23 protein-coding genes are annotated in these 23,473 nt (G+C 53.2%); 12 read left to right on the top strand and 11 right to left on the bottom strand.

Going from position 1 to position 23,473, the window contains the following annotated elements:
- Positions 1 to 8 precede the first annotated feature (8 nt).
- The 4 genes from mutM to radC all read right to left on the bottom strand — a co-directional run bounded on the left by mutM (position 9) and on the right by radC (position 2,283).
- The gene (gene mutM, locus OGV52_RS09495) at positions 9 to 818 is read right to left on the bottom strand and encodes a bifunctional DNA-formamidopyrimidine glycosylase/DNA-(apurinic or apyrimidinic site) lyase (protein WP_019078041.1); all 810 of its coding nucleotides are present in this window, start codon (positions 816 to 818) and stop codon (positions 9 to 11) included.
- 98 nt (positions 819 to 916) lie between these two features.
- Positions 917 to 1,084 (bottom strand): 50S ribosomal protein L33, encoded by a 168-nt coding sequence (gene rpmG, locus OGV52_RS09490; RefSeq protein ID WP_003024094.1) that lies wholly within the window; start codon positions 1,082 to 1,084, stop codon positions 917 to 919.
- A 20-nt stretch (positions 1,085 to 1,104) separates the two neighbouring features.
- Complete coding sequence (gene rpmB / locus OGV52_RS09485) at positions 1,105 to 1,341, bottom strand: 50S ribosomal protein L28 (protein ID WP_003024071.1); 237 nt, start codon at positions 1,339 to 1,341, stop codon at positions 1,105 to 1,107.
- A gap of 276 nt (positions 1,342 to 1,617) precedes the next feature.
- Positions 1,618 to 2,283: a RadC family protein gene (gene radC, locus OGV52_RS09480; RefSeq protein WP_016154986.1), complete on the bottom strand. Its 666-nt coding sequence runs from the start codon at positions 2,281 to 2,283 to the stop codon at positions 1,618 to 1,620.
- A 172-nt stretch (positions 2,284 to 2,455) separates the two neighbouring features.
- On the opposite strand from radC, the gene coaBC reads away from it, so the two are divergent.
- From coaBC to slmA, 3 genes are all read left to right on the top strand, one after another.
- A complete protein-coding gene (coaBC, locus tag OGV52_RS09475) occupies positions 2,456 to 3,676 on the top strand; it encodes a bifunctional phosphopantothenoylcysteine decarboxylase/phosphopantothenate--cysteine ligase CoaBC (RefSeq protein ID WP_088583168.1) in 1,221 nt (406 codons plus the stop codon).
- Positions 3,654 to 4,112, top strand: a complete 459-nt coding sequence (gene dut / locus OGV52_RS09470) for a dUTP diphosphatase (RefSeq protein ID WP_287108414.1) — start codon at positions 3,654 to 3,656, stop codon at positions 4,110 to 4,112. Before coaBC ends, dut begins: the two co-directional genes overlap by 23 nt.
- 116 nt (positions 4,113 to 4,228) lie before the next feature.
- Positions 4,229 to 4,825, top strand: a complete 597-nt coding sequence (gene slmA, locus OGV52_RS09465; protein WP_016154989.1) for a nucleoid occlusion factor SlmA — start codon at positions 4,229 to 4,231, stop codon at positions 4,823 to 4,825.
- Between the two features lie 87 nt (positions 4,826 to 4,912).
- Here slmA and pyrE read toward each other — a convergent pair whose 3' ends face one another.
- Together pyrE and rph are read right to left on the bottom strand one after the other, a co-directional pair.
- Positions 4,913 to 5,554: an orotate phosphoribosyltransferase gene (pyrE, locus tag OGV52_RS09460; RefSeq protein WP_016157763.1), complete on the bottom strand. Its 642-nt coding sequence runs from the start codon at positions 5,552 to 5,554 to the stop codon at positions 4,913 to 4,915.
- Positions 5,555 to 5,619: 65 nt separating this feature from the next.
- Positions 5,620 to 6,336, bottom strand: a complete 717-nt coding sequence (gene rph, locus OGV52_RS09455; RefSeq protein WP_016154991.1) for a ribonuclease PH — start codon at positions 6,334 to 6,336, stop codon at positions 5,620 to 5,622.
- A 125-nt stretch (positions 6,337 to 6,461) separates the two neighbouring features.
- On the opposite strand from rph, the gene OGV52_RS09450 reads away from it, so the two are divergent.
- Positions 6,462 to 7,325, top strand: a complete 864-nt coding sequence (locus OGV52_RS09450; RefSeq protein WP_019078038.1) for a YicC/YloC family endoribonuclease — start codon at positions 6,462 to 6,464, stop codon at positions 7,323 to 7,325.
- 101 nt (positions 7,326 to 7,426) lie between these two features.
- Here the strand turns inward: OGV52_RS09450 and OGV52_RS09445 are convergent, their stop codons facing one another.
- On the bottom strand, positions 7,427 to 7,867 hold the full coding sequence (locus OGV52_RS09445) for a hypothetical protein (protein ID WP_103767018.1): 441 nt from the start codon (positions 7,865 to 7,867) through the stop codon (positions 7,427 to 7,429).
- Positions 7,868 to 8,668: 801 nt separating this feature from the next.
- On the opposite strand from OGV52_RS09445, the gene OGV52_RS09440 reads away from it, so the two are divergent.
- On the top strand, positions 8,669 to 9,286 hold the full coding sequence (locus OGV52_RS09440) for a trimeric intracellular cation channel family protein (protein ID WP_003024049.1): 618 nt from the start codon (positions 8,669 to 8,671) through the stop codon (positions 9,284 to 9,286).
- On the opposite strand, the gene ligB is transcribed toward OGV52_RS09440, so the two are convergent.
- Complete coding sequence (gene ligB, locus OGV52_RS09435) at positions 9,283 to 10,962, bottom strand: NAD-dependent DNA ligase LigB (RefSeq protein ID WP_287108413.1); 1,680 nt, start codon at positions 10,960 to 10,962, stop codon at positions 9,283 to 9,285. The genes OGV52_RS09440 and ligB overlap by 4 nt on opposite strands.
- Before the next feature lie 261 nt (positions 10,963 to 11,223).
- On the opposite strand from ligB, the gene gmk reads away from it, so the two are divergent.
- From gmk to recG, 5 genes are read left to right on the top strand one after another with little or no spacing between them, the layout of a single operon-like run.
- Positions 11,224 to 11,847: a guanylate kinase gene (gene gmk, locus OGV52_RS09430; protein ID WP_019078035.1), complete on the top strand. Its 624-nt coding sequence runs from the start codon at positions 11,224 to 11,226 to the stop codon at positions 11,845 to 11,847.
- Between the two features lie 54 nt (positions 11,848 to 11,901).
- Positions 11,902 to 12,177, top strand: coding sequence for a DNA-directed RNA polymerase subunit omega (gene rpoZ / locus OGV52_RS09425; RefSeq protein ID WP_000135058.1), 276 nt, complete (start codon positions 11,902 to 11,904; stop codon positions 12,175 to 12,177).
- Between the two features lie 18 nt (positions 12,178 to 12,195).
- A complete protein-coding gene (gene spoT, locus OGV52_RS09420; RefSeq protein ID WP_003024038.1) occupies positions 12,196 to 14,310 on the top strand; it encodes a bifunctional GTP diphosphokinase/guanosine-3',5'-bis pyrophosphate 3'-pyrophosphohydrolase in 2,115 nt (704 codons plus the stop codon).
- Positions 14,311 to 14,320: 10 nt separating this feature from the next.
- Positions 14,321 to 15,010 carry a tRNA (guanosine(18)-2'-O)-methyltransferase TrmH gene (gene trmH / locus OGV52_RS09415; RefSeq protein WP_016155007.1) on the top strand — a complete coding sequence of 230 codons (690 nt, stop codon included), beginning with the start codon at positions 14,321 to 14,323 and terminating at the stop codon, positions 15,008 to 15,010.
- 5 nt (positions 15,011 to 15,015) lie between these two features.
- Positions 15,016 to 17,097 (top strand): ATP-dependent DNA helicase RecG, encoded by a 2,082-nt coding sequence (gene recG / locus OGV52_RS09410; protein WP_287108412.1) that lies wholly within the window; start codon positions 15,016 to 15,018, stop codon positions 17,095 to 17,097.
- A gap of 42 nt (positions 17,098 to 17,139) precedes the next feature.
- Here the strand turns inward: recG and gltS are convergent, their stop codons facing one another.
- Positions 17,140 to 18,345: a sodium/glutamate symporter gene (gene gltS, locus OGV52_RS09405; protein ID WP_016155009.1), complete on the bottom strand. Its 1,206-nt coding sequence runs from the start codon at positions 18,343 to 18,345 to the stop codon at positions 17,140 to 17,142.
- Between the two features lie 225 nt (positions 18,346 to 18,570).
- Here gltS and xanP point away from each other — a divergent pair, with 225 nt between their 5' ends.
- On the top strand, positions 18,571 to 19,962 hold the full coding sequence (gene xanP / locus OGV52_RS09400) for a xanthine/proton symporter XanP (protein WP_003024026.1): 1,392 nt from the start codon (positions 18,571 to 18,573) through the stop codon (positions 19,960 to 19,962).
- 121 nt (positions 19,963 to 20,083) lie between these two features.
- Positions 20,084 to 21,793 carry an AsmA family protein gene (locus OGV52_RS09395; RefSeq protein ID WP_287108410.1) on the top strand — a complete coding sequence of 570 codons (1,710 nt, stop codon included), beginning with the start codon at positions 20,084 to 20,086 and terminating at the stop codon, positions 21,791 to 21,793.
- Positions 21,794 to 21,834: 41 nt separating this feature from the next.
- Here the strand turns inward: OGV52_RS09395 and OGV52_RS09390 are convergent, their stop codons facing one another.
- Both OGV52_RS09390 and OGV52_RS09385 read right to left on the bottom strand, forming a co-directional pair.
- Positions 21,835 to 22,518, bottom strand: a complete 684-nt coding sequence (locus tag OGV52_RS09390) for a D-lyxose/D-mannose family sugar isomerase (protein WP_016155011.1) — start codon at positions 22,516 to 22,518, stop codon at positions 21,835 to 21,837.
- Between the two features lie 49 nt (positions 22,519 to 22,567).
- On the bottom strand, positions 22,568 to 23,428 hold the full coding sequence (locus OGV52_RS09385; protein WP_153689895.1) for a ketose-bisphosphate aldolase: 861 nt from the start codon (positions 23,426 to 23,428) through the stop codon (positions 22,568 to 22,570).
- Positions 23,429 to 23,473: the final 45 nt, after the last annotated feature.

Below are 23,473 nucleotides of genomic sequence, written 5' to 3'. Positions count from 1 at the left end.
TAATGGTGTTATTTCTGACAGCGACGGCAATAAAACGTTGTGCGCTGAGCGTGTTTTGTCGCAATGATTGGCGCGCCGCATACGCGACAGGGTTCACCTTCTCTCCCATAGACCTGCAGCTCCTGGGCAAAATAACCCGGCTTACCGTCACTTTGCAGAAAGTCCTTCAGCGTGGTCCCGCCCTGCTCGATAGAACGCAGCAAAACTGCCTTGATAACGCGCACCAGCAGTTCGCACTCATCCTGCGACAAAGATGACGCCAGACGGTCAGGATGGATACCAGCCGCAAACAGCGACTCGCTGGCATAGATGTTTCCCACCCCCACGACCAGCTTGTTATCCATCAGCCAGGGTTTAATCGCAGTTTTCTTCTTCGCACATTTCTGCTGCAGATAACCAGCATTGAAATCGTCGCTCAGCGGCTCAGGGCCAAGATGGGCGAGGACATTATGCCCATCCAGCTCTTTAGTCCACAGCCAGGCGCCAAAACGACGCGGATCGGTATAGCGCAGGACTTTGCCGTTACTCATCACTAAGTCGACGTGGTCATGTTTTTCTGCCGGAAGCTCTTCAGAAAGGATACGCAAACTACCCGACATCCCCAGGTGAATGATTACCCAGCCATCTGATAGCTCCAGCAGCAGGTATTTCGCGCGCCGCTGTACGCTCAGGACAGGTTTATCACTCAGACGATAGATTTCCTCTGATACAGGCCAACGCAAACGACCGTTACGCACAGTTGCGTGCATAATCGTTGCCCCCACCAGATGCGGCTCAATACCGCGGCGGCTGGTTTCGACTTCAGGTAATTCAGGCATAGTATCTCCGGCGGTGTATCAGGTCTCATTAATATGGGGACGGCCAGAAAACAAAAAACCCCGCCGAGGCAGGGTTTTTCTTTACATCAAAGCGGAAATTATTTGATTTTCGCTTCTTTGTATAAAACGTGCTGACGAACAACTGGATCGAACTTTTTCAGCTCCAGTTTTTCCGGCTTAGTACGTTTGTTCTTCGTGGTGGTATAGAAGTGACCAGTACCAGCAGAAGAAACCAGCTTGATTTTCTCACGAATACCTTTAGCCATGATTTATTTCCTCTTAGTACTTAGTACTTTTCGCCACGGGCACGCAGTTCAGACAGAACTGTTTCGATGCCTTTCTTATCAATAACACGCATACCTTTAGCAGATACACGCAGGGTGACAAAACGCTTCTCGCTCTCAACCCAAAAACGGTGAGAGTGCAGGTTAGGCAGGAAACGGCGTTTAGTCGCGTTCAGTGCGTGGGAACGGTTGTTACCGGTCACCGGACGCTTGCCAGTAACTTGGCAGACTCGGGACATGTCTATTCTCCAAAAATCAAATTAGCTCGAGCTTCGTATGGGGTATTGGCGCCTCGTCAGGCTTCTCAGCCCGGTTATCGCAGTTCAATACACTAAATCTTTCATCGTTGCCTCGTCATTGGACGCAACAAGAATGATTTTGCGTATTTGCGAACTCTCGATTGCCAGGCCCAAATGCCAAACCCGAGATTCTCAAAGGTGGCGTAGTATACGCTGAGTCAGCGATGTGCTCAAGTCCCGAACAGACAAAGATCCCGATGGATCGCGTAAAGTGCGTTAAATCCAACCGCGTTCCGCAAAAGAAACGTACTCTCCGCGCCCAATGACCAGATGATCAAGCACCCGGATATCCATGAACTGACAGCATTTCACAACACGCTCGGTGATGAGTTTATCTGCTTTGCTCGGCTCTGCACACCCCGAAGGGTGATTATGTGCAAGGATCACCGCAGAAGCATTCATTTTTATCGCTTCGCGGACAATTTCTCGCGGATGCACTTCAACGTGGCTTAGCGTTCCAGAAAAAAGTTTACGGTGTTTAATCACGCGATGTTGAGAATCCATAAAGATCACATAGAAGATCTCGCGTTCCTCTTGCGAAAGCTGGCTTTGCAGAAATTCACGCGCCATTTCCGGGCTAAGTATCGCACGCTCCTCTATCACCTGTACGTTGTAGTAGCGCCTTGCCAGCTCCACTATTCCCTTCAACTGTGCGTACTTCGCGATACCGATGCCCTGAACATAGCTGAAATCCATGTAATCAGCAGACAACAGACCATACAACGAATCAAAATGCTGAAGCATCTCTTTCGCCAGAGTAAGCACATCTTTACCCAGTATCCCGGTGCGTAGAAAAAGAGCGAGTAGCTCTACGTCGGTCAGCGAACTGGCCCCCTGCGCCAACAGCTTTTCCCGAGGCATTATACGTCCTGTATTTTCCATGCTTTACCCCTCCTTTCGCGTCCGCATAATGGCATAACGCCAGCGGCGAATCGACGCTCTGTTTTCACTTCTTCGTAGAGCCTCGCAAACTGGAGCGCGGGCAAAAGCACGACACATTGCGGATTGTGATAAAATATCCGCCTTCTGGTGAAACCCAACAGGAAAGATCATGATGAGCCTGGCCGGTAAAAAAATCGTACTTGGCGTCAGTGGCGGGATTGCTGCGTACAAAACCCCTGAGCTGGTGCGTCGTTTACGGGAACGCGGCGCAGACGTCCGCGTGGCGATGACCGAAGCAGCAAAAGCGTTTATTACTCCTCTGAGCTTACAGGCGGTTTCGGGCTATCCCGTTTCCGACAGCCTGCTTGACCCCGCAGCCGAAGCCGCGATGGGCCATATTGAACTGGGGAAATGGGCCGATTTGGTTATACTGGCCCCAGCGACGGCAGATCTGATTGCCCGCGTTGCCGCAGGTATGGCCAACGATCTGGTGTCTACGATCTGTCTGGCAACGCCAGCGCCTGTTGCCGTGCTGCCGGCTATGAACCAGCAGATGTACCGCGCCGCCGCTACCCAACACAATCTGGGCATTCTTGCCTCGCGCGGTTTGCTCATTTGGGGTCCTGACAGCGGTAGTCAGGCATGTGGTGATGTCGGTCCTGGACGTATGCTGGATCCGTTAACAATTGTGGATATGGCGGCAGAACATTTTTCACCTGTCAAAGATCTGCAACATCTCAACATCATGATTACAGCAGGCCCGACGCGTGAACCGCTTGATCCCGTGCGTTATATTTCCAACCACAGCTCCGGGAAAATGGGATTTGCTATCGCGGCCGCTGCCGCAAAACGCGGGGCAAACGTCACGCTGGTATCAGGTCCGGTTTCGTTACCTACACCGCCTTTTGTCCAGCGCATTGATGTGATGACCGCGCTGGAAATGGAAGCCGCCGTGCAATCTGCGGTGCAACAACAGCATATTTTTATCGGCTGCGCCGCAGTCGCTGATTATCGCGCTGAAACTGTCGCCAGTGAAAAAATCAAAAAACAGGCAACGCAGGGTGATGAATTAACAGTAAAAATGGTCAAAAACCCGGACATCATCGCTGGTGTTGCCGCACTGGATGCTAATCGTCCTTTTGTCGTTGGGTTTGCCGCCGAAACAAATAATGTGGAAGAATATGCCCGGCAAAAACGCATCCGCAAAAACCTTGATGTGATCTGTGCGAACGACGTTTCGCTGTCTACTCAAGGATTTAACAGCGACAGCAACGCATTACACCTTTTTTGGCAGGATGGAGATAAAGTCTTACCGCTTGAGCGCAAAGAACTCCTGGGCCAATTATTACTCGACGAGATCGTGACCCGTTATGATGAAAAAAATCGACGTTAAGATTCTGGACCCGCGCGTAGGGCAACAATTTCCGCTCCCGACGTACGCCACTTCTGGTTCTGCCGGACTTGACCTGCGTGCCTGTCTTGATGACGCCGTAGAACTGGCGCCTGGCGCAACAACGCTGGTGCCAACCGGGTTAGCTATCCACATTGCCGATCCTTCTCTTGCGGCAGTGATGCTCCCGCGCTCCGGGCTGGGCCATAAGCACGGGATCGTACTGGGCAATCTGGTCGGTTTGATTGATTCCGACTACCAGGGCCAGCTGATGGTTTCAATCTGGAACCGTGGTCAGGACAACTTTACTATTGAACCGGGCGAACGTATCGCGCAGATGGTATTTGTACCGGTCGTCCAGGCTGAATTGAATTTGGTGGAAGAGTTTGAAGCCACCGATCGTGGCGAAGGTGGCTTCGGCCATTCCGGGCGCAAGTAACCCGCAGAAAAGCATCTCACAGCGTAATAACGCAATAACACACCGCAAACACCAGTTTGCGGTCGCTGTGTGGATGCCTGCCTGGCAAGAGCTTATTTTCAGGGGTATTTTGTAACATGGTAGAAAAGCAAACTGCGAAAAGGAATCGTCGCGAAGAAATACTTCAGTCTCTGGCACTGATGCTTGAGTCCAGCGATGGTAGCCAACGCATCACGACAGCTAAACTGGCGGCCTCTGTGGGCGTTTCCGAAGCGGCCTTGTATCGCCATTTTCCCAGCAAGACCCGCATGTTCGATAGCCTGATTGAGTTTATCGAAGATAGTCTGATTACCCGTATCAATCTGATTTTGAAAGATGAAAAAGACACTAACGCGCGATTGCGTCTGATCGTACTGCTGATTTTAGGGTTCGGTGAACGTAATCCTGGCCTGACGCGAATTCTGACCGGACACGCGTTGATGTTCGAGCAAGACCGTCTGCAAGGCCGTATTAACCAGCTTTTTGAGCGAATTGAGGCGCAGTTACGCCAGGTTCTGCGAGAAAAAAGAATGCGTGAAGGTGAAGGCTACACCGTGGATGAAACGCTGCTGGCCAGCCAGTTACTGGCTTTCTGCGAAGGTATGCTGTCCCGGTTTGTACGTAGCGAATTTAAATACCGCCCAACGGATGATTTCGACATCCGCTGGCCGTTGGTTGCCGCTCAATTGCAGTAACACCGTTGTTGGATGGCGACCTCGCCTATTTTGCCTACGAACTCCGCGGTGCGTAGGCTGGATAAGCGCAGCGCCATCCGGCAGTTCTTATACGCCGTATGCTTCGCGATACGCCCGTACTGCGGCCAGGTGTTCTGCCATTTCTGGTTTTTCTTCCAGATACGCAATCAGATCTTTCAGGGTAATGATAGAAATCACCTTGCAGCCATAATCGCGTTCCACTTCCTGAATCGCTGAAATCTCGCCGCGACCGCGTTCCTGACGATCGAGAGAAATCAGTACCCCCGCCAGCGTAGCGCCGTTAGCCTGAATAATTTCCATCGACTCACGAATAGCCGTACCTGCAGTGATAACATCATCCACCAGCATTACACGCCCCTCAAGTGCGCTACCTACCAGATTACCGCCTTCACCGTGGGTCTTCGCCTCTTTACGGTTGAAGCAGTACGGCAAATCTTTATCGTGGTGTTCCGCCAGCGCAACAGCCGTGGTGGTCGCAATCGGGATACCTTTGTAGGCCGGACCAAACAGCAAATCGAACTCAATACCGGAATCCATCAGCGCTTCGGCATAAAAACGGCCTAACAGTGCCAGGCAGCGCCCGGTATTAAACAGCCCGGCGTTGAAGAAATAGGGGCTTTTACGCCCGGATTTCAGCGTAAACTCGCCAAACTTTAGTACCTGCTTGCTAAGCGCAAACTCAATAAACTGGCGCTGATACGGTTTCATGGATTCGCTCCTCATCTCACTTTATTACAGACAAAAAAAAGGCGACTCATCAGTCGCCTTTAAAATCAATTTTCTAACGCCGCCTTCTGCGTCGTTACAATGGATTCGATTCCCCCTCGGGCTAACGCCAGTAGGGTGAGAAGTTCTTCATGGCTGAACGGCTCGCCTTCTGCCGTGCCCTGCACCTCTATAATGCGGCCGTCTTCAGTCATCACCACGTTCATGTCGGTTTCTGCGGCAGAGTCCTCAACGTATTCGAGGTCACAGAGCGCTTCACCGTTCACAATGCCCACGGAAACCGCGGCGACCATCCCTTTCATCGGGTTAGTTTTCAGTTTACCGCTCGCTACCAGCTTGTTCAGCGCATCAGCCAACGCCACACATGCGCCGGTAATTGATGCAGTGCGCGTACCACCATCTGCCTGAATAACATCGCAGTCCAGCGTAATAGTGAATTCACCGAGCGTCTTCAGATCAACGGCGGCGCGCAGCGCACGAGCTATCAGACGCTGGATTTCCATGGTACGACCGCCCTGCTTACCTTTCGCCGCTTCACGGGCGTTACGGGTGTGCGTGGCGCGTGGCAGCATGCCATATTCTGCGGTGATCCAGCCCTGGCCCTGACCTTTCAGAAAACGCGGTACACCTTCATCAATAGAGGCGGTACACAGCACTTTGGTATCACCAAATTCGACCAGCACGGAGCCTTCAGCGTGTTTTGTATAATTACGGGTCAGGGTGACGGGACGCACCTGGTTGGCACTACGACCTGCTGGACGCATGATAAAATCTCCGGCTTGAAACGAATGTGGCTGCGCATTATACGGACTTCCGACTGTTATTCCTATCCTGACAAGACGTGGATGGCTATAATCCTCCCATCTCATCTTTAAAAACAGGAACGTCTATGATCCGCAGCATGACCGCCTACGCCCGGCGTGAAATCAAGGGTGAATGGGGTAGCGCTACCTGGGAAATGCGCTCGGTAAACCAGCGTTATCTGGAAACTTATTTTCGCCTGCCGGAACAGTTCCGTAGTCTTGAACCCGTTGTTCGCGAACGCATACGCACGCGTCTGACGCGCGGTAAAGTCGAGTGTACGCTGCGTTTTGAGCCTGATGCCAGCGCCCAGGGCGAGCTGATTCTAAATGAAAAGCTCGCTAAACAGCTCGTTAGCGCTGCTAACTGGGTCAAAATGCAGAGTGATGAAGGTGAAATTAACCCAGTTGATATCCTGCGCTGGCCAGGCGTAATGGCTGCCCAGGAGCAAGATCTGGACGCCATTGCCGCTGAAATCCTCGCCGCGCTTGACGGTACGCTGGATGACTTCATCGTCGCGCGTGAAACCGAAGGTCAGGCGCTGAAAGCGCTGATCGAGCAGCGTCTGGAAGGCGTCAGCACTGAAGTCGCTAAAGTGCGTGCACATATGCCGGAAATTCTGCAATGGCAGCGTGAGCGTCTGGTAGCCAAACTGGAAGACGCCCAGGTGCAACTGGAGAATAACCGCCTTGAGCAAGAACTGGTGCTGATGGCGCAGCGCATCGATGTAGCAGAAGAGTTAGATCGTCTGGAAGCCCACGTCAAAGAAACCTACAACATTCTGAAGAAAAAAGAGGCTGTTGGCCGTCGTCTGGACTTCATGATGCAGGAATTCAACCGTGAGTCGAACACTCTTGCATCCAAGTCTATCAATGCCGAGGTGACTAATTCCGCAATTGAACTGAAGGTATTGATCGAGCAAATGCGCGAGCAAATTCAGAATATCGAGTAATTTTGCGTACCATGCCTATGCTATCGTAACGTACTAGATAGCCTGCTCAATGCAGGCTATCCGTACCGCCAGTAAGTGCTGATTGATATAAAATTGAATACTTATTTATCTGGCATATATTTGTCGTTATAAATACTCTTCAGAATATCAACCCGAACAGCATTACTGCTGTTCATATTCACGACTGTCAGTACTTCATCGGATCCCCTGAGACGCCAGCACTCTGCCTCAACATCGCATTTTACCTGTTTTTCATAGCCCGCCATTGAGAGATATTTACTAATCCTCCCCGTATCCCTGGTATCATGGAACGTCACACTCCATACATCAGCCTTAGGACCAGAAATATTCGTATAATTAAAGTCATACACTTGGGATATTCTCGGCATTTTTTTTAAAACTTGGGGAGTGTAAAAATCATATTTGGCTTTATTAAACTCTGTATATTGTGCGTTACCTGCAAGTCTCATTTTAATATTAGGCCAGAAATAAGAGCTGCATATAGCTATTACCATCAGCACTATTATGACTGCCTGTTTCATATGTTTCCCTGTTTTACGAGTTAACGACCGTTCCATCTCTGGAAACTATTTTAACGTTACCAGAACTAAAATCGCCGTAAGGTATCACTGTTCTCATGAATGCTCGCCTTGGTGCATATCCGAGAGTAACTTTCTGACATAATCTCCTCGGGCATGTCCCATATCTATCCAACCCAAAACTTCGGTGTATATTATCCCGCTTCTTAAATTTCCAGCCTCTCTGCCATCCTGAATTTCTTCTCTTACGCTCATACCTGGCACTCCAACGCACTAAATGCGGAAGATTTTGCTGTAAATGCACCCATCCACATAGAAGCGATAGCTGAGGAAGTCATTTTTCAGAATAGAAGCCGCTGAATATCAGACTTTACTCAGAATAACTTCCCCAATGACATCTGGAGTGAAGTGGTTCTAAGAAATATCATTTTTGCAGCGCACCAAAGCACATACCACACCTACTAATCTCTCGCTGCAACATTCAAGGTATGACTGAAATACGAACCGGAGTGTCAATTTGTCCAGTGGTCGAGGGTGATAGTTTGGGTGAAATATGATACGTAGCCCACCCATAAACGACGGGGCTACGTGTTTTTCCCAACACTTCGGTTGTGACCCATCCAGTTCGAATTATATTTTCTCATCATTTATTGTCACCATTCATAAAGTAAAGCGCATGCCATAACGCATTTACAGCAAAATCACATTAGCTGTAGTTATTAAAATTGCTTCACCTTAGAAAATCTCAATCGTGACAATGCGCACAAATCGTTAACCTTAGCCCCAGCAAATCAGGGGGAATACATGCTGTTACACGTTTTATATTTAATTGGTATTACTGCCGAAGCCATGACCGGTGCGCTTGCGGCTGGGCGTCGTCGTATGGATACATTTGGCGTCATTATCATTGCCACCGCGACGGCCATTGGCGGCGGCTCGGTACGCGACATTCTTCTCGGCCACTATCCGCTCGGCTGGGTAAAGCACCCTGAATACGTCATTATCGTGGCGACCGCTGCGGTACTCACCACCATTATTGCCCCCGTCATGCCCTATCTGCGTAAAATATTCCTCGTCCTGGATGCGCTGGGCCTGGTGGTCTTTTCTATTATTGGTGCCCAGGTGGCGCTGGATATGGGTCATGGACCGATTATTGCCGTGGTCGCTGCGGTCACTACCGGGGTCTTTGGTGGTGTATTACGTGACATGTTCTGCAAACGCATCCCGTTAGTATTCCAGAAAGAACTGTATGCCGGCGTTTCATTTGCCGCTGCTGTGCTGTATATCGTGCTGCAACATTATGTCTCCAGCCACGATGTGGTGGTGATCTCTACCCTGCTCTTCGGCTTTACCGCCCGATTACTGGCCCTGCGCCTGAAGTTGGGGCTGCCGGTATTTTACTATCGCCATGAAGGCCATTAAGGCATAAAGCCCGTGATCCGCTGAGCAGCTAACCAGTTGCTCAGCGCTATGATCTCTTTATCCTCCAGCCATTGAATAACCTGTCGTGCCCGTCGCTCCCCCATGAAAGGAAGCTGCCGCCAGCTTTGTTCACTGCGCTCCCGTAACTGCTGCCACGAACCATCCCGACTGGCATTCAACGTTGCCTGTGTTAACGGTATTCCCATGGCAATCACCCAGCGCGTAAATGGAAGATGGCGTGACAGATTGAACTGATGCCACAGCTTCCCCCCTTTGTTCACGCCAAATGTGGACTGTAGCTGCTCCTGCGTTAATCCAAGCCAGGAAAAGATATGTTCAAAGCGATACGTCTGATGTAGCTCCCGCCATCCCGCCTCGCCCATACCCTCCAGCCCTAACACATCTTTGGCCCCCAGCCAGACGAGCCTGGCAACAAACTGTTCCTGACACTCCGCTGTGGCATAAAAACAAGTTAGTGAATTGAAGCGCCCCTCAGGTGGTGCTGGCTTATTACGCTGGATGCTGCGCCAGACCACCTCATCTATACGGGGGATCCCCTGTCCGGCCAGACTTATCAGAATCTGATCGCCAGGCGCAATATCCCATTCATTCCAGCGCCGGACTGAGCCAATATTGACGCGCTGCACCCGCTTATCATCCAGCATGACGGGGACCAGCAATGCAACCACCGCAATTTTCCCGCTTTTGCCAACGGAAAACTGAATACCCGTCACCTCAGATACCCTGGCCACGGGAGGATATTTCCACGCTGCCAGCCAGTCTCCCTGTCCGGGTAGCCAGTATTGCGCCCGCGGTTCTTTTCCCGTTCGCACCACCACACCATCCGTCACAAAAGGTAACGCTGAAGTCCACCACCTGGCACGCGCCTGCTCGACGTCATCCACACTCTTCACGGCCTGAGTATATCGTTGCGTGAAACTGAACCCGGCAGCAGTGAGTTGCTCAAGTCTTTCCGACATGGCAACTGGACCATCAGGCCAGGCCCAGATAAAAATAGCCAGCGAACGTAACATTTCCGGGTTGCTCTGGCGCATCATCATTCCAGCAACCTTTGAGCGGGCGTTCATTCCCCCTCTCTGCTGCTGAATATGCCCTTGTTGCTGCAAAAATATCTCCCCCTGCAACGTACTGTTAGAGAGCTGCCCGCTGGTAGTACGTGGAACGGAGGGGATCTGAAGAACCTTTTGCGTCCAGTCTTCGCCTTTCAGACCGTTACCACGGCTAATCGCCCGTATCAGATTGCCATTGCGATAGACCAGCGTGACCGCCACGCCATCCACCTTCGGCTGCACCCAGAGATCGCTACGAGCATGCATCCATTGTTGTAGCGCTTGCTTATCGGCAAGTTTTCGAACTCCCGTGTGGGGAACGGTGTGCGAGACGGTTCCACTTATTGGGGGCGCAGATAGATCTGGTGGGGCTTCATCGCTAAAACAGCGCTGCCACTGGATGAGCTGCGCATTGAGCTGGTCATAAACGGCGTCGTCTACGACACTTTCCCCTTGTTTCCAGTAACTGTCATTCCACTGTGTTATCTGCTGCTGTAGTCGTGAAATTTCCTCTTGTGCCCTGGCAGGCGACCAGACGGGGCATACCGCCCATGAGGGTTGATACCACATTAGCAAAACCAGCCCTATGCATTTCCATAATCCCATGCTATCTCCGCTGAACAGTACGTTTCCCGGCAGGTATAACGCGAATTGAAATGGAAACAGAGAGGCAAAAAATCATCCTGCGAGCAACGTTCCTGACATTTGCACGAATTGCTGCAAATCGCGGATAAAACAGGAAACTGGTACGCAAAGCGCAATAAACATGCGCAAAAAGTGTGACAAGGGCTACGTCACATAGCGGCTACGTGTATAATAAGCCCGTATGTAGGCTCTCTTTCGACAATCACATACATTAAGATACTCATGGCTCAAGGCACGCTTTATATTGTTTCTGCCCCCAGTGGCGCGGGTAAATCCAGCCTGATTCAGGCTTTATTAAAGACCCAACCGTTGTATGACACCCAGGTTTCTGTTTCGCACACCACGCGCGCACCGCGCCCGGGGGAAGTGCACGGTGAACACTATTTTTTTGTGAACCATGACGAATTCAGAACCATGATTGGCAGAGACGCGTTCCTGGAACACGCTGAGGTTTTCGGTAATTACTACGGCACCTCGCGTGAGACCATTGAGCAAGTATTAGCATCCGGCGTAGACGTCTTTTTAGATATCGACTGGCAAGGTGCGCAGCAAATTCGTCAAAAAATGCCGCATGCGCGCAGTATTTTTATTTTGCCGCCATCTAAGATTGAGCTGGATCGCCGTCTTCGTGGCCGCGGTCAGGATAGCGAAGACGTGATCGCAAAACGTATGGCGCAAGCTGTTGCAGAAATGAGCCATTACGCCGAATATGATTATCTTATTGTGAATGATGATTTCGATACCGCCCTGGGCGATTTGAAAACTATCATTCGCGCCGAACGTCTGCGCATGAGCCGCCAAAAGCAGCGTCATGACGCTTTAATCAGCAAACTGTTGGCAGACTGAACCCACATTCAGTATCATGCCCAGTCATTTCTTCACCTGTGGAGCATTTTAAGTATGGCACGCGTAACTGTTCAGGACGCTGTAGAGAAAATTGGTAACCGTTTTGACCTGGTACTGGTCGCCGCGCGTCGCGCTCGTCAGATGCAGGTAGGCGGAAAGGATCCGCTCGTACCGGAAGAAAACGATAAAACTACCGTTATCGCGCTGCGCGAAATCGAAGAAGGTCTGATCAACAACCAGATCCTCGACGTGCGTGAGCGCCAGGAACAGCAAGAGCAGGAAGCCGCTGAATTACAAGCCGTTACCGCTATTGCTGAAGGTCGTCGTTAATCACAAAGCGGGTCGCCCTTGTATCTGTTTGAAAGCCTGAATCAACTGATTCAAAACTACCTGCCGGAAGACCAGATTAAGCGTCTTCGGCAGGCGTATCTCGTTGCACGTGACGCTCACGAGGGCCAGACACGTTCAAGCGGTGAACCCTATATCACGCACCCGGTAGCGGTAGCCTGCATTCTGGCCGAGATGAAACTCGACTATGAAACGCTGATGGCTGCGCTGCTGCATGACGTGATTGAAGATACCCCTGCCACCTACCAGGACATGGAACAGCTTTTTGGTAAAAGCGTTGCTGAACTGGTAGAAGGGGTGTCGAAACTTGATAAGCTTAAGTTTCGCGATAAGAAAGAGGCGCAAGCTGAAAACTTTCGCAAGATGATTATGGCGATGGTGCAGGATATCCGCGTCATTCTCATCAAACTCGCTGACCGTACCCACAACATGCGCACACTGGGCTCATTACGCCCGGACAAGCGTCGCCGCATCGCCCGTGAAACCCTCGAAATCTATAGTCCGCTGGCACACCGTTTAGGTATTCATCACATTAAAACCGAGCTGGAAGAGCTGGGTTTTGAAGCGCTGTACCCGAACCGCTATCGCGTGATTAAAGAAGTGGTTAAAGCCGCTCGTGGCAACCGCAAAGAGATGATCCAAAAAATCCTCTCGGAAATCGAAGGGCGTTTGCAAGAGGCAGGTATTCCGTGTCGCGTAAGTGGCCGCGAGAAGCACCTGTACTCTATTTACTGCAAAATGGTGCTCAAAGAGCAGCGTTTTCACTCCATCATGGATATCTACGCTTTTCGCGTTATCGTTCATGATTCCGATACCTGTTATCGCGTACTCGGCCAGATGCACAGCCTGTACAAACCTCGTCCTGGTCGCGTGAAAGACTATATCGCCATTCCGAAAGCGAACGGATATCAGTCTTTGCACACCTCAATGATCGGCCCTCACGGCGTCCCGGTTGAAGTACAGATTCGTACCGAAGACATGGACCAGATGGCAGAGATGGGTGTAGCAGCGCACTGGGCTTACAAAGAGCACGGCGGCGAAAGCAGCACCACCGCACAAATCCGCGCTCAACGCTGGATGCAAAGCCTGCTGGAACTGCAGCAGAGCGCCGGTAGCTCGTTTGAATTTATTGAAAGCGTCAAATCTGATCTCTTCCCGGATGAGATTTATGTTTTCACACCGGAAGGGCGCATTGTCGAACTGCCTGCCGGTGCAACGCCTGTCGACTTCGCCTACGCCGTGCATACCGATATCGGTCACGCCTGCGTCGGCGCACGCGTCGACAGACAACCTTACCCGCTTTCGCAGCCGCTCTTTAGCGGCCAGACCGTTGAGATTATTACCGCTCCGGGCGCCCGTCCGAATGCAGCGTGGCTCAACTTCGTCGTCAGTTCGAAAGCGCGCGCCAAAATTCGCCAACTGCTGAAAAACCTCAAGCGCGATGATTCCGTCAGTCTGGGTCGTCGACTGCTCAACCATGCCTTAGGCGGTAGCCGTAAACTGGCTGAGATCCCGCCAGAGAGCATCCAGCGTGAGCTTGAGCGCATGAAGCTCGCCACGCTTGACGATCTGCTCGCGGAAATCGGTCTGGGTAACGCCATGAGCGTGGTGGTAGCGAAAAACCTCCAGCAGGGCGAAGCAACGGCAAACGTGCCAGCGCAATCAGGCCACGGTCATCTGCCGATCAAAGGCGCAGATGGCGTGCTGATCACCTTCGCGAAATGCTGTCGTCCGATTCCTGGCGATCCAATCATTGCCCACGTCAGTCCGGGTAAAGGTCTGGTGATTCACCATGAATCCTGCCGTAACATTCGTGGCTATCAAAAAGAGCCAGAGAAGTTTATGGCGGTGGAATGGGATAAAGAGACAGAGCAGGAGTTCATCACCGAGATTAAGGTGGATATGTTTAACCACCAGGGTGCTCTGGCGAACCTGACGGCGGCAATCAACACGACTACCTCCAACATTCAAAGTCTGAATACGGAAGAGAAAGATGGCCGCGTCTATAGCGCCTTTATTCGCCTGACCGCTCGCGATCGCGTGCACCTGGCGAATATCATGCGCAAAATCCGCGTCATGCCGGACGTGATAAAAGTCACCCGTAACCGTAACTAGAACACGTTTTATGAATACTCAACGTTATGCACGTATTTGCGAGATGCTCGCACGTCGTCAGCCCGATCTGACCGTCTGCATGGAGCAGGTCCACAAACCTCATAACGTTTCTGCAATCATTCGTACTGCAGACGCGGTCGGCGTGCATGAAGTCCACGCCGTCTGGCCTGGTAGCCGTATGCGCACCATGGCCTCTTCTGCCGCAGGCAGCAACAGTTGGGTACAGGTGAAGACTCACCGCACTATTGGCGATGCGGTCACACATTTAAAAAGCCAGGGTATGCAGGTTCTGGCAACACATCTGTCAGATAAAGCCGTGGATTTTCGCGAGATTGATTACACGCGCCCCACCTGCATCCTGATGGGCCAGGAGAAAACCGGCATCACTCAGGAAGCGTTGGATCTGGCGGATCAGGACATCATCATTCCCATGACTGGCATGGTGCAATCGCTGAACGTTTCGGTCGCCTCCGCGCTGATTCTGTACGAAGCACAGCGCCAGCGGCAAAACGCCGGCATGTACCGACGAGAAAACAGCATGCTGGCGCAAGATGAGCAGCAGCGTTTGCTGTTTGAAGGCGGTTATCCGGTGCTGGCGAATGTCGCTAAGCGCAAAGGTCTTCCCTACCCCCACGTAAACACGCAGGGCGAAATTGAAGCCGATGCAACGTGGTGGGCCACTATGCAATCTGCGAGATAAACGCGATGAAAGGCCGTTTACTGGATGCCATCCCACTCAATTCTCTGACCGGCGTTGGCGCAGCGCAAAGCAGTAAACTGGCGAAAATTGGCCTGCACACCGTGCAGGACCTTCTGCTCCACCTCCCTCTGCGTTACGAAGACCGCACGCACCTGTACCCGATTGGCGAACTGCTGCCGGGCGTTTACGCCACCGTAGAAGGCGAAGTGCTGAACTGCAATATCACCTTCGGCGGACGCCGGATGATGACCTGTCAGATCAGTGATGGCTCCGGCATTCTCACCATGCGCTTTTTCAACTTCAGCGCCGCAATGAAAAACAGTCTCGCCACCGGTCGCCGGGTGCTGGCCTATGGCGAAGCCAAACGCGGAAAATACGGCGCAGAGATGATCCACCCGGAGTATCGCGTGCAGGGCGATCTCAGCACGCCGGAATTGCAGGAAACGCTCACACCGGTGTATCCAACCACCGAAGGCGTGAAGCAGGCCACGCTGCGCAAACTGACCGATCAAGCGCTGGACCTGCTCGATACCTGCGCCATTGCCGAACTGCTGCCGCCAGAGCTGTTGCAGGGCATGATGAGCCTGCCGGAAGCTCTGCGCACATTGCACCGTCCACCGCCGTCACTGCAGTTGAGCGATCTGGAAACCGGTCAGCATCCAGCACAGCGACGTCTGATACTGGAAGAATTGCTGGCGCATAACCTCAGCATGCTGGCACTACGCGCCGGGGCGCAACATTTCCACGCCCAGCCGCTGCTCGCAAACAACGCGCTGAAAGATAAGCTGCTGGCGGCTCTACCGTTTAGACCCACCGGCGCCCAGGCCCGCGTTACCGCTGAGATCGAACGCGATATGGCACTGGATGTCCCCATGATGCGTCTGGTACAGGGCGATGTCGGCTCAGGTAAAACGCTGGTTGCGGCGCTGGCCGCCCTACGTGCCATCGCACATGGTAAGCAAGTTGCGCTGATGGCCCCCACCGAACTATTGGCTGAACAGCACGCCAATAACTTCCGCAACTGGTTCGCGCCACTGGGCATTGAAGTTGGCTGGCTGGCAGGTAAACAGAAAGGCAAAGCGCGCCTGGCACAGCAGGAAGCTATCGCCAGCGGTGAGGTGCAGATGATTGTCGGCACGCACGCAATTTTCCAGGAACAGGTGCAGTTCAACGGACTGGCACTGGTTATCATCGACGAACAGCACCGTTTTGGCGTACATCAGCGCCTGGCGCTGTGGGAGAAAGGTCAGCAGCAGGGTTTCCATCCACACCAGCTAATCATGACCGCCACCCCAATCCCGCGCACGCTGGCGATGACCGCCTATGCCGATCTCGACACATCGGTCATTGACGAACTCCCTCCGGGGCGTACACCGGTCACCACGGTGGCGATTCCGGATACCCGCCGCAGCGATATTATTGACCGCGTGCGCAACGCTTGTACCCATGAAGGGCGTCAGGCGTACTGGGTCTGTACGCTGATTGAGGAGTCTGATTTGTTAGAAGCTCAGGCCGCTGAAGCCACGTGGGAAGAGCTTAAACTGGTGCTGCCAGAGCTGAATATTGGCCTGGTACACGGCCGTATGAAGCCCGCAGAGAAGCAGTCGGTAATGGCGGCGTTTAAGCAGGGCGAATTGCAGCTGCTGGTTGCCACCACGGTGATTGAAGTGGGCGTAGACGTACCTAACGCCAGCCTGATGATTATTGAAAACCCGGAGCGCTTGGGCCTGGCGCAGTTGCACCAGCTACGTGGTCGCGTAGGTCGTGGCGCGGTGGCCTCCCACTGCGTCCTGCTCTACAAATCGCCGCTGTCAAAAACCGCGCAAAAACGTCTGCAGGTTCTGCGAGACAGCAACGACGGATTCGTGATCGCGCAAAAAGACTTGGAGATCCGCGGGCCCGGCGAGCTGTTGGGTACGCGCCAGACCGGAACGGCAGAATTCAAAGTTGCAGATTTGCTGCGCGATCAGGCGATTATCCCGGAAGTTCAGCGCATTGCCCGTCATATTCACGAACGTTACCCGCAACAAGCTGTGGCGCTGATTGAACGCTGGATGCCGGAAACCGAGCGCTACTCCAACGCATAGTAGATTCATAGCAGCGGCGGATGTGACTCCGCCGCACAGACATTATTGCGCAAAAATCGGCAGCAGCAGATACAGCTTAATCACCAGCGCATTGACGATATCGATAAAGAACGCCCCCACCATCGGCACCACCAGAAACGCCATATGGGATGGTCCAAAACGTTCTGTAATTGCCTGCATGTTGGCAATCGCCGTGGGTGTCGCACCGAGGCCAAAACCGCAGTGTCCGGCTGCCAGCACGGCGGCATCGTAGTTCTTACCCATCATGCGCCAGGTGACGAATATCGCGTACAGCGCCATGAAAATGGTCTGCACAACCAGGATTGCCAGCATCGGCAGGGCCAGAGAAGCCAGCTCCCACAGCTTCAGACTCATTAGCGCCATCGCCAGGAACAGCGACAGGCTAACGTTACCCAACACCGAAACCGCGCGCTCGAATACCCGATAAAAACCCATTAACGCCAGGCCGTTACTGAGGATCACCCCAACAAACAGCACGCAGACGAAAGTCGGCAGTTCCAGCACCGTTCCGACCAACATTTGTGCAACGATTTTACCCACCGTCAGACAGATAGCGATCAGCGCAATGGTTTCAATCAGCACCAGCGAAGTGATTATGCGTCCAACATCTGGCTTTTCAAATGCGGTAGGCACAGCCTGATCGTCCGGCATGCCGTCTGGCGTGGTAGAGTGTTTGACCAGATAGCGGGCCACCGGGCCGCCAATCAATCCGCCCAGCACCAGGCCAAACGTTGCGCAAGCCATCGCCACTTCAGTCGCATTAGCGAAACCATAGCGCTCAATAAACAGTTTGCTCCATGCAGCCCCGGTTCCATGCCCGCCAGAGAGGGTTATCGAACCGGCGATCAGACCCATCAGCGGATCCAGACCCAGCAGAGTCGCCATACCAATACCGATGGCGTTTTGCATCAGCAGCAGGCCAACAACCACAATCAGAAAGATACCCACCACGCGGCCACCCGCGCGCAGGCTGGCGATATTGGCGTTCAGGCCGATAGTGGCGAAGAATGCCAGCATCAGCGGATCGCGCAGGGTCATATCGAAGTTCACTTCCCAACCCATGCTTTTTTTCAGCACCAGCAGCGCAATCGCCACCAGCAATCCGCCAGCTACCGGTTCGGGAATGGTGTATTTTTTCAGGAAGGAAACAGACTGGACGAGCTTACGTCCCAGCAGCAACACAAGGGTTGCCGCAACCAGCGTTGATAACGTATCGAGATAAAACATTTACAACTCCATTAGTGCGTTTAGCACAATCACGCACGATGCATTCCAGACCGATTTTTAGCTCTTATTGAGTTTTCGGTGTGGATTTTAAGCAGAAAATCATGAAAAGTTATATAAAAATGTTTGTTTATCCGTTTTAAATATTAAGAACACCTGGTAGCAAACGTTTGCATTTCCGCCATGGTCAGATAAAATCACCGCTTTTCCACCATGGGATTGCCTCTGATGTCCGTTAACGCCGTAGAGTCAACAAATGCGCAACCGGTTGCGCAGACTCACAACAGTGAACTGATTTACCGTCTTGAAGATCGCCCCCCGCTAGCCCAGACCCTGTTTGCCGCCTGTCAGCACCTGCTGGCCATGTTCGTCGCGGTAATCACCCCAGCGCTGTTAATTTGCCAAGCGCTCGGTTTACCGGCTCAGGATACTCAACACATTATCAGTATGTCGCTGTTCGCATCCGGCGTGGCTTCTATCATTCAGATCAAAGCCTGGGGGCCGGTCGGCTCAGGGCTATTATCCATTCAGGGCACCAGCTTTAACTTTGTTGCGCCACTGATTATGGGCGGTACAGCGCTAAAAACCGGTGGTGCTGATGTCCCAACCATGATGGCGGCGCTGTTCGGTACACTGATGCTGGCAAGCTGCACTGAGATGGTTATCTCACGCGTACTGCATCTGGCGCGTCGTATCATTACCCCGCTGGTCTCAGGCGTGGTGGTGATGATTATCGGCCTGTCGCTGATTCAGGTGGGGCTGACGTCGATTGGCGGCGGCTATGCTGCAATGAGCGACAACACCTTTGGCGCACCAAAGAATTTACTGCTGGCTGGCGTCGTGCTGGCGCTGATTATCCTGCTTAACCGCCAGCGCAACCCGTACCTGCGCGTTGCGTCACTGGTGATTGCGATGGCGGCAGGTTACCTGTTGGCGTGGTTTATGGATATGCTGCCGCAAAATACCGCGCCGGTAAGTCAGGACCTGCTGATGGTGCCAACGCCGTTGTATTATGGCCTGGGTATCGACTGGAGCTTACTGCTGCCGCTGATGCTGGTGTTTATGATTACCTCGCTGGAAACCATCGGTGATATTACGGCCACCTCCGATGTCTCCGAGCAGCCCGTTTCTGGTCCGCTGTATATGAAACGCCTGAAAGGCGGCGTACTGGCGAACGGTCTGAACTCGTTTGTTTCAGCCGTATTCAACACCTTCCCGAACTCCTGTTTTGGACAAAACAACGGGGTTATTCAGTTAACAGGTGTTGCCAGCCGCTACGTTGGTTTTGTGGTTGCGCTGATGCTGATCGCGTTGGGCCTGTTCCCGGCGGTCAGCGGTTTTGTACAGCATATTCCTGAGCCAGTACTCGGCGGTGCTACGCTGGTGATGTTCGGTACTATCGCGGCATCCGGCGTGCGTATCGTATCCCGCGAACCGCTGAACCGCCGCGCAATTCTGATTATCGCGCTGTCGCTGGCCGTCGGCCTCGGCGTTTCCCAGCAGCCGCTGATCCTGCAGTTCGCTCCGGACTGGGTGAAAAACCTGCTCTCTTCCGGCATTGCCGCAGGCGGTATTACCGCTATCGTTCTGAATCTGGTGTTCCCACCAGAGAAGCAATAAGCAAAATGCGGCGTTGATTCTGAATCAACGCCGCTGTAACGCTCTTTCACCATTCCCGCCTTGAGCATTGCGCCTAAATCGTGCATAACTTGACTATGTGCACTTCGCGGGATGGAAGACCATGAAATTTATTGGAAAGCTGCTTCTTTACGTGCTGATCGCCCTTGCAGTGGCGATCCTCGGCTTATATTTTCTACTGCAAACCCGCTGGGGCGCAGAGCACGTCAGCGCCTGGGTTTCGCAGAACAGCAGCTACCATCTGGCATTTGATGCCATCGATCACCGGTTTTCTTCTCCTTCCCATATTCTGCTGGAAAACGTCACCTTTGGCCGGGATGGTCAGCCCGCAACGCTGGTCGCCAAAACGGTCGATATTGGACTGAGCAGCCGCCAAATCACCGACCCGCTGCACGTAGACACCATCCTTTTGCAAAACGGCACGCTGAATCTTTCCCAGCAAACTGCGCCGCTGCCGTTCCAGGCCGATCGCCTGCAATTGCATGATATGGCGCTTAATAGTCCCGGTAGCGAGTGGACCCTGAGCGCGCAGCGCGTTAACGGCGGAGTCATTCCCTGGAGTCCTGAGGCGGGTAAAATTCTCGGGAGTAAAGCGCAAATTCGGCTCAGCGCCAGTTCGTTGACGCTGAACGACGTCCCCACGACCAACGTATTGATTGAAGGCAGTATTGACCACGACCGTGTGACGCTGAGCAATATTGGCGCAGACGTGGCGCGTGGGGCATTAACCGGCGTGGCGCAACGCAATGCCGACGGTAGTTGGGTAGTGGAGAATCTACGTCTGAACGATATTCGGCTGCAAAGCGACAAATCGCTGGCCGAGTTTTTTGCTCCGTTAAGCACTATTCCTTCCCTGCAAATTGGTCGTCTGGAAGTAACAGATGCCCGTCTGCAAGGCCCTGACTGGGCGGTGACGGATCTCGATCTGAGCTTGCGCAACATGACCTTCAGCAAGGACGACTGGCAAACTCAGGAAGGAAAACTGTCGATGAACGCCAGCGAGTTTATCTACGGCTCTCTGCACTTTTTCGATCCGATTATGAATGCCGAGTTCTCGCCGCAGGGCATAGCGCTGCGTCAGTTCACCACCCGCTGGGAAGGGGGAATGGTCAGAACATCCGGAAACTGGCAGCGCAACAACAAAGCGCTGGTCCTCGATGATGCCGCCATTGCCGGTCTGGAGTACACGCTGCCGGAAAACTGGAAACAGCTGTGGATGAAACCTCTACCAGCCTGGCTAGCCAGCCTGACGCTGAAGAAATTCAGCGCCAGCCGTAATCTGGTGATTGATATCGACCCGAGCTTCCCATGGCAGCTCACCGCGCTGGACGGCTACGGTGCTAACCTCGGGCTGGTGCAGAACAATCAGTGGGGGATCTGGAGCGGGAGCGCTAACCTCAACGCCGCTGCCGGCACCTTTAACCGCACCGACGTGCGTCGTCCTTCGCTGGCGCTGACGGCGAACAGCAGCACCATCAATATCAGCGAACTAAGCGCCTATACGGAAAAAGGGTTGCTGGAGGCCACTGCCAGTATTTCACAGTTGCCTCAGCGTCAAACTCAGGTCAGCCTGAACGGGCGCGGCGTGCCAATGACGATTCTGCAGCAGTGGGGATGGCCCGCACTGCCGCTTTCCGGTGACGGTAACATCCAGCTTACCGCCAGCGGCAATATTCAAGCCGATGCGCCACTCAAGCCAACGGTCAGCGGCAAGTTGCATGCGGTGAACGTGGAGAAACAGCAGGTAACGCAAACCATGCAGGCGGGCGTGGTATCCGGTAGTGAAGTTACCGCCCCACCCGCTGCGCAGTAAAATCTGACGGCCCGGCGGCGCTTTGCCTGCCGGGTCGCCGTTTATCGCTGTAAGCGCGCATATTCACTGCACAACAGCCACTTCACCGGCTCGTCCTCTTCTATCGCCGGGAAGCGACCGCCTGGCTCAAGGAAGTGATTGTCATGCAGGTCGTCATTGACCATCGAGATCTCCCAGCCCAGCACGAACGCTTTCTCCGCCCAAAAGCGATGATACAACCGCGGCGGCAGGCATACCCCCTGCCCCGGTTTCAATACCAGCGTCTCGCCAGCGTCAACGGAACGCCGCTGACCATCGACGCTAACCTCAACAATACGCCGGGCATCATACCCGTCATCAGGCGTAGCCCACGCCAACTGCATACATAAATCACCGCCGCCGCGGTTAACGATATCTTCCATTTTATGGCGATGAAAATGCCATGGCGTCTGCTGATCCTGCTGAATCTGCAGCATCTTTTCGGCGTACGGTTTGGGGTAGCTGGCTGACCCTAACTGACCATTGCGCAACGTCAGTAACGTCAGCCCCGTTTGCGCAAAATCTCCGCGCCCAAAGTCGGTTATATCCCAGCCCAGTTGGAGATCGAGCACTTCACGCCACAGAGTGTGATCCTGTTGCCGCCAGGCGTCAGCCGTAAAATACGCAAAGTCAGGCAGGCAAACCCGAAAAGTCTCGGCGATGGCATGCGCTTTATCGACGGCATAATTAATGTGTGAACGCTTCATTCCACTTTTCCTTGTTGCGAAAAAGGCGGGTCACCCCGCCTGTATGCGGTTAGTAAAGTGACGCTTTGCCGGTTGAGCCGAACAGTTTCATTTTGTGACGGATCACATCCCGCGCGGCGCTAATGGCTTCCGGGTAAATAATGTTCGGGTCCCACCAGGTTTCTTTCGCCAGGATTTCGCGGACTTTCTGGAAGTAAGCGTATTTCATATCGCTGGAAATGTTGATTTTGCCAACGCCCAGCGTAACGGATTCGGCAATTTCCGCATCCGGGTTCGCGGAACCTCCGTGCAGCACCAGCGGAATGTCCACTCGCCCGGCGATGTCACGCAGGATGTTCATTTGCAGCTCTGGCTGCATCCCTTTCGGGTAGATGCCGTGTGCAGTTCCAATCGCCACCGCCAGCGTATCCGCGCCGGTACGGGCGATAAAATCCTGTGCCTGATCAGGATCGGTATAAGTGACCTTCGATACACCGCCTTCCACTGACGTCCCGGTTTGACCAATCGTACCCAGTTCCCCTTCCACCGAAACGCCTACCGCATGCGCCAGCTTGACCACTTCACGGGTCAGCGCCACGTTCTCTTCATACGGCAACAGCGAGCCATCAATCATCACCGAGGTAAACCCACACTGAATCGCCCGCAGGACATGCTCGACCGAAGCGCCGTGGTCCAGATGCAGAGTAAAGGGAACCGGGCTGCGCAGAGTGATATCACGGACGTAGCTAAAAAACGCATCGCCTACAAAATCATGTTCGCTGGGGTGAATGGAGATAATCGCCGGGGTATTGGTTGCTTCCGCTTCTTCCACTACTGCACGTACAAAGCAGCTGTCCGCCACGTTGAATGCGCCGATGGCGAAACCGTGCTGACGGGTAGGTTGCAGTAATTCTTTCATCGAAACTAACATGTTAATTCTCCAGTTTCAGGGTGTAGAAAGCCCTGCCAGTGCGTC

It is taken from the genome of Citrobacter sp. Cb041 (genome assembly GCF_030336655.1).
Taxonomy (GTDB): Bacteria; Pseudomonadota; Gammaproteobacteria; order Enterobacterales; family Enterobacteriaceae; genus Citrobacter; species Citrobacter braakii.
The sequence above is the reverse complement of the archived record's forward strand: the minus strand, read 5'-3'. Positions and strand labels throughout refer to the sequence as shown.